This is a genomic window from Sphingobacterium sp. T2 (genome assembly GCF_000814685.1).
Taxonomy (GTDB): Bacteria; Bacteroidota; Bacteroidia; order Sphingobacteriales; family Sphingobacteriaceae; genus Sphingobacterium; species Sphingobacterium thermophilum.
This window is the reverse complement of record NZ_JXAC01000181.1, coordinates 1-4,862: the sequence shown is the minus strand read 5'-3', so window position 1 is coordinate 4,862 and position 4,862 is coordinate 1. Positions and strand designations below refer to the sequence as shown.

Sequence of the window (4,862 nt, the reverse complement as noted above, 5' to 3'; positions counted from 1 at the left end):
TCGCTGCCGTCAAGGCACCGTATCGCTGTCGCCATTTGTAAAAGGAGGCAGGACTGACACCATGTTCGCGAGTGATTTCCTGTAACGCTTTTCCCTCCCTCGAACTCTTTAAGGATCTTACTGATCTGCTCCGGTCTGAATCGTTTACCTTTCATAATATACTGTTAAAGTTATCAATCATTTTCTATTCTCTAACAGTCTTTTTTTCGGGGAAGCTTACAATTGGAAGACGTACCCAAAATTAAAACCGATACATACGAAATTCGTGTGTATAGCGGAAGCAGTAACGGATTGATTTCGCCATTAAAAAACCATACGCCATTTACTTTGGTGGACTTCAGGTTAGACAACCGAGCTGTGGTATCACAGGAAATTCCATCGCACTATAATGGTTTGGTATATGTATTAAAAGGCAGTGTGAAAGCAGGCGACAAAATCATCAATGCCGAACAAGCGGGTTGGCTTGATAAAGCGACTGAAGACGGCGATACCGAAATACAATTTGAAGCATTGGAAAACGACACCCATTTTGTGTTGTATGCAGGACAGCCTCATAATGTTCCTGTGGTTCATCACGGACCTTTTGTAGCAGACACAATGGAAGACATCGCACAGATGTATCGAGATTTTCGTCAGGGAAAATTTCCGCATTTGAACGATTTGCCAAGTGAACAAAAAATCACTTCCTTTTCAGAATCGAGGAAACCTATTATCAATTAAAAACAAAAATAAAATGAATTTCAAACAATATGACGATGGCAAAGAAGGGAGATTCTTTGTTATCTTAGACAACGGAATGGAAGCAGGGTGGATTCAATACAAATGGTTGGACAACGGCAACCTGCTTGCCAACGGTACAAGGGTTTACGAAGAATTTAAAGACCAAAAATTGGGTATTCCGCTTTTCAACAGATTGGTGGAGTTTGCCGAAGAAAGGAAAACAAAAATTTATCCACTATGTCCGTTTGTGGTCAAAACCTTTGCCCGGCATCCCGAACTAAAACATCTTTTGGCTGACGATTATTTGCAAGACCAAGTAAGAGTAACAGAATCAACGGTTTTACTGGACTAAAGCACTTGCACATAACAAGGGTTTGGCGTAACGGGGGGCGGACGTGCTTCGTACCAACATTATTGCTAAATTGGAGCGTTCGTGCTTCGTATCAAGTGCAGTGCTAAATGCCCCCACTACGCCAAGCCCCGAGCCGTAATATTCCATCATTCTTACATCACAGAAATTCTGTATCTTAGCAGCATAGCAATTGCAGCTAAAACGTATGTCAAACCAGTGAGTGATTCGGTGAGTTGGGAAAAGGGGTGGTTGTAAAACATTGACAAAGAGATTAATGTCCGATAGGTTCGATTCCCCTACGGGCTACAGATATTAAATCAAAAGCATACAAAAGCCTGCAATTCAAATGATTGCAGGCTTTTTGGTTTATTTAGCATTCACCATAAAGCTACTGCAGAAGAGGTCGCCATTTTCTTTTCCCTTAACCTCAGACCTTAAAATAATCCACACAAAATAGTATCTTTAATTTAATATCCCACAACTATGATACATAAAAGGTGGTACAGCATAATTGGAATTGGGACAGGATTCCTACTGCTAGCATGGATATACAGAACATTTAATCCTGCAGAACATTTCTTCCTGCCCTGTCCCATAAAACATACTACCGGACTGGAGTGCCCTACCTGTGGCTCCCAACGCGCCCTCCACGAACTGTTGAATGGACACATAGAAGAAGCTTTCCGGCTTAACCCCTTGATTTTTCTTCTGACGCCGTATTTTTTACTATGGATATATTTCCGACTGAAAACGGACCATAGCAAGAAAGAAGCTAAACTTTATTCCACCTTATTCGGAACTAAAGCGATAACAGTTATTATAGCGGTGACAGCAATCTTCACGATATGGAGAAATATAAAATAAAAAAGGCTTCAATTTTGAATTGAAGCCTTTCTATGTTTATCTATGGACGCTATTACATCATGCCGCCCATGCCACCACCCATGCCTGGGTTTGCAGCACCAGTATTTTCTTCTGGTTCGTCAGCCAATACACACTCCGTAGTCAACAACATTGAAGCTACTGAAGCAGCATTTTCCAACGCTACACGAGAAACTTTAGTAGGATCGATTACACCGGCACTGATTAAGTTTTCGAACTTGTCAACACGAGCGTTGTAACCGAAGTCATCTTTACCTTCTTTAACTTTCTGAACGATTACCGCACCTTCGATACCTGCGTTAGCACAGATCTGACGAAGAGGCTCTTCGATAGCACGTTTGATGATGTCGATACCGATTTGCTCGTCTTCGTTAGCACCTTTAAGGTCTTTCAACGCTTCAGTAGCACGGATAAAGGCTACACCACCACCTGCTACGATACCTTCTTCAACAGCAGCACGAGTAGCATGTAATGCGTCGTCTACGCGGTCTTTTTTCTCTTTCATCTCTACTTCAGTAGTAGCACCTACGTAAAGTACCGCTACACCGCCAGACAATTTCGCCAAACGCTCTTGTAGTTTTTCGCGGTCGTAGTCTGAAGTAGTAGTTTCGATTTGTGAACGGATTTGAGCTACACGAGCTTTGATATCTTCAGCTTTACCTAATCCGTTGATGATAGTAGTGTTGTCTTTGTCTACAACAACTTTTTCAGCTTGACCTAGGTAAGAAAGCTCTGCATTTTCTAGTTTGAAACCTCTCTCTTCAGAGATTACAGTACCACCAGTCAAGATAGCGATATCTTCTAACATCGCTTTACGACGGTCTCCGAAACCAGGAGCTTTAACAGCAGCCACTTTCAATGAGCCACGGATTTTGTTCACTACTAAAGTAGCTAAAGCTTCACCGTCTAAGTCCTCAGCAATGATTAAAAGAGGTTTACCTGTTTGCACTTGTTTTTCCAAGATAGGCAACAACTCTTTCATGTTGCTGATTTTCTTGTCGTAGATCAAAATGTAAGGGTTGTCCAATTCCGCTTCCATTTTGTCTGAGTTGGTTACGAAGTATGGTGACAAGTAACCACGGTCGAATTGCATACCTTCCACAGTTTTAACTTCTGTTTCAGTACCTTTAGCTTCTTCAACAGTGATTACACCGTCGTTACCAACTTTTTGCATAGCCTCAGCAATCAACGAACCTATTACTTCGTCGTTGTTGGCAGAGATTGTTGCTACTTGTTTGATTTTATTGTTATCTTGACCTACCGCTTGTGACTGAGCTTTCAAGTTAGCTACTACCGCAGCTACAGCTTTGTCGATACCGCGTTTTAGGTCCATAGGATTAGCACCTGCTGCTACCGATTTGATACCTGGAGTGATGATGGCTTGCGCTAAGACAGTAGCTGTTGTAGTACCGTCACCCGCTTGGTCAGCAGTTTTAGATGCTACTTCCTTCACCATCTGTGCACCCATATTTTCTAGGGCGTCTTTCAATTCGATTTCTTTAGCTACAGAAACACCGTCTTTGGTTATAACTGGAGCACCGAATTTTTTCTCGATAATTACGTTACGTCCTTTAGGACCTAAGGTTACTTTTACCGCGTTAGCTAACGTGTCAACACCTTTCTTTAGGGCCTCACGCGCTTCAACATTATATTTTACTTGTTTTGCCATGTTTACTTTTAAATTTAGAACTTGTTAATAAACCTAACTCTTCCTTTGAATGTTGATTAGATAATAGCGTAAATGTCTGATTCACGCATAATCAAATATTGCTTACCTTCGTAAGTGATTTCTGTACCAGCATACTTACCATAAAGTACTTTATCACCTACTTTAACAGTAAGAGGTTCATCAGGTTTACCAGTTCCTACTGCCACAACAGTACCTTGTGATGGTTTTTCTTTTGCAGTATCAGGAATGTACAAACCAGAAGCTGTTTTTTCTTCTGCTGGAGCAGGCTCCACTACTACTCTGTCTCCGATAGGTTTGATATTTAATGCCATAGTATTATATAGTTTTGTTTTACTTTTTTAACGTTTAACAATCAAATCACCCTTAACCTATCATCAACTATGCCAAACGTATTTTGGCAACTTTTCTTGTCAATTTTTCATATTTATCCTTATTAGGAGCCACCAAACAAACTGACACAGTGTCACCCTGACAGTACACCTAACAAAAAAGCCTCACTGTCGTGAGGCTTTTTATTTCTTTCCTTATTCTTATTTCGTTGAATCTGCTGCAGGAGTAGTCGCTTGTGGTGCTTCCTGTGCAGGAGCTGTATTCAAGTTAAGCTTTGGACCTGCTGCCGGAACTTCAATTTGATCCGACAGGCTGGATGAAGAGCCGCTCGAAGGACCTAAGATATTTATTCCTAAGCTGAATACGATTAATAAAATTATCAAAGTCCAAGTACCTTTTTCCAAGAAATCGCTTGTACGTTGAACCCCCATCAAGCTGCTTCCGCCCGAAAAACCGGAAGAAAGACCGCCCCCTTTTGGGTTTTGAACCAACACAAATAACGCTAGTAGAATACAAACGATGATAATCAAGACAATAAATAGTGTAGTCATTTCTTTTTTATACTTTATAAATTCTTTTCTAATTCTTCAATTTGGCCCGCAAAATACGATTTTTTTTCTGGATATTTCAAAATTAATTTTTTGAAAACTTCAATGGCTTTCAGATACAATCCTTGATTTGCATATATCTTGGCTAACGTCTCTGTCACAAGAGTATAATTGTCTTCCGCGCTCTGACGCTCGCCATTATTTTCATTTATTGATATTTTCCGGTGATGGAGGCTGGATGATATGGATCTTTCTGTATAATTCTCTTATTAATCTCGGCGCTTCTTTTTCGGCGGTTGTAGAGAGCAACGGCTTCTTTTGACTTCTTTGCTAAGCTTCT

The 4,862-nt window shown here is 40.7% G+C and carries 7 protein-coding genes and 1 pseudogene; 3 read left to right on the top strand and 5 right to left on the bottom strand.

What is annotated here, in order from left to right; all coding sequences use genetic code 11:
* A pseudogene (locus tag SD31_RS21355) lies at window positions 1–100 on the bottom strand (transposase); the annotation flags it as partial.
* 122 nt (window positions 101–222) lie between these two features.
* On the opposite strand from SD31_RS21355, the gene SD31_RS11280 reads away from it, so the two are divergent.
* The 3 genes from SD31_RS11280 (at window position 223) to SD31_RS11270 (ending at window position 1,936) form a co-directional block, all read left to right on the top strand.
* Complete coding sequence (locus SD31_RS11280; protein WP_231561500.1) at window positions 223–720, top strand: pirin-like C-terminal cupin domain-containing protein; 498 nt, start codon at window positions 223–225, stop codon at window positions 718–720.
* A gap of 13 nt (window positions 721–733) precedes the next feature.
* Window positions 734–1,072 (top strand): GNAT family N-acetyltransferase, encoded by a 339-nt coding sequence (locus SD31_RS11275; RefSeq protein WP_052258987.1) that lies wholly within the window; start codon window positions 734–736, stop codon window positions 1,070–1,072.
* 483 nt (window positions 1,073–1,555) lie between these two features.
* Window positions 1,556–1,936 carry a DUF2752 domain-containing protein gene (locus SD31_RS11270; RefSeq protein WP_052258986.1) on the top strand — a complete coding sequence of 127 codons (381 nt, stop codon included), beginning with the start codon at window positions 1,556–1,558 and terminating at the stop codon, window positions 1,934–1,936.
* Window positions 1,937–1,988: 52 nt separating this feature from the next.
* On the opposite strand, the gene groL is transcribed toward SD31_RS11270, so the two are convergent.
* The 4 genes from groL to SD31_RS17525 form a co-directional block, all read right to left on the bottom strand.
* Window positions 1,989–3,623 carry a chaperonin GroEL gene (gene groL, locus SD31_RS11265; protein WP_039054191.1) on the bottom strand — a complete coding sequence of 545 codons (1,635 nt, stop codon included), beginning with the start codon at window positions 3,621–3,623 and terminating at the stop codon, window positions 1,989–1,991.
* Between the two features lie 56 nt (window positions 3,624–3,679).
* Window positions 3,680–3,955 (bottom strand): co-chaperone GroES, encoded by a 276-nt coding sequence (gene groES / locus SD31_RS11260; RefSeq protein WP_039054190.1) that lies wholly within the window; start codon window positions 3,953–3,955, stop codon window positions 3,680–3,682.
* A 219-nt stretch (window positions 3,956–4,174) separates the two neighbouring features.
* Window positions 4,175–4,525 carry a preprotein translocase subunit SecG gene (gene secG, locus SD31_RS11255; RefSeq protein ID WP_039054189.1) on the bottom strand — a complete coding sequence of 117 codons (351 nt, stop codon included), beginning with the start codon at window positions 4,523–4,525 and terminating at the stop codon, window positions 4,175–4,177.
* Between the two features lie 14 nt (window positions 4,526–4,539).
* A complete protein-coding gene (locus tag SD31_RS17525; protein ID WP_197053676.1) occupies window positions 4,540–4,683 on the bottom strand; it encodes a hypothetical protein in 144 nt (47 codons plus the stop codon).
* Window positions 4,684–4,862 lie beyond the last annotated feature (179 nt).

Bases quoted from the DNA above. Each gene is read 5' to 3' on its own strand.
- SD31_RS11275 (WP_052258987.1), top strand. From the start codon at position 734: ATGAATTTCAAACAATATGACGATGGCAAAGAAGGGAGATTCTTTGTT.
- SD31_RS11270 (WP_052258986.1), top strand. From the start codon at position 1,556: ATGATACATAAAAGGTGGTACAGCATAATTGGAATTGGGACAGGATTC.
- groL (WP_039054191.1), bottom strand. From the start codon at position 3,623: ATGGCAAAACAAGTAAAATATAATGTTGAAGCGCGTGAGGCCCTAAAG.
- groES (WP_039054190.1), bottom strand. From the start codon at position 3,955: ATGGCATTAAATATCAAACCTATCGGAGACAGAGTAGTAGTGGAGCCT.
- secG (WP_039054189.1), bottom strand. From the start codon at position 4,525: ATGACTACACTATTTATTGTCTTGATTATCATCGTTTGTATTCTACTA.